Here is a 690-nt window from a genome sequence, read left to right as displayed (position 1 = left end):
GCAGATACGCAGGCCCGATCCGAAGGCAGCGTTGAAAGCGGCGGTGACCAGCGCGTTCGAGAACAACCATGGGCGCTACGGGCATCGCCGTGTGCACCGAGTCCTCGTCGATGCGGGGTGGCGGGTGGCGAAGAAGACGGTGTTGGCGGTGATGCGCGAGCTCGGGTTGGCATGCCTTGTGCGGCGCCGTCGACGGTATCTGTCGTATCAGGGTCAGGTCGGGGCGGTCGCCGCGAACATCCTCGACCGCCAGTTCACGGCGGCGGCCCCGAATCAGAAGTGGGTCACCGACGTCACCGAGTTCCGGGTCGGGGATGCGAAGTTGTATCTGTCTCCGGTGATGGACTTGTTCGATCGTCAGATCATTTCGTATTCGATCGGTCGGTCCCCGACGACGGAGTTCACCAACCGTTCCCTGCGGGCAGCGCTGGACACCCTCGGTGAACAGGAGTGTCCACTTGTGCACTCGGATCAGGGATTTCACTACCAGCATTTCTCGTGGCGGCGGCTGCTGGCCGATGCGGGGGCGATCCAATCGATGTCGCGCAAAGCCAACTGCTACGACAATGCGATCATCGAGAACTTCTTCGGTCACCTCAAAGAAGAGATGTTTCATCACATCCGATATCTCGACCTGGGCACCTTGCAGACCGCGATCGAGGACTACATCGACTGGTTCAACAACGACCG

At 60.9% G+C, this 690-nt stretch carries 1 protein-coding gene; it reads left to right on the top strand.

The genetic code is table 11. From position 1 onward, the window contains the following. Window positions 1-690 (top strand): IS3 family transposase (locus tag CH305_RS28625; RefSeq protein ID WP_179278418.1); only part of this gene is annotated, 690 nt, incomplete at both ends.

It is taken from the genome of Rhodococcus sp. 15-649-2-2 (assembly GCF_002258645.1).
Lineage (GTDB): Bacteria > Actinomycetota > Actinomycetes > Mycobacteriales > Mycobacteriaceae > Rhodococcoides.
This window is presented reverse-complemented; position numbering and strand designations above follow the sequence as displayed.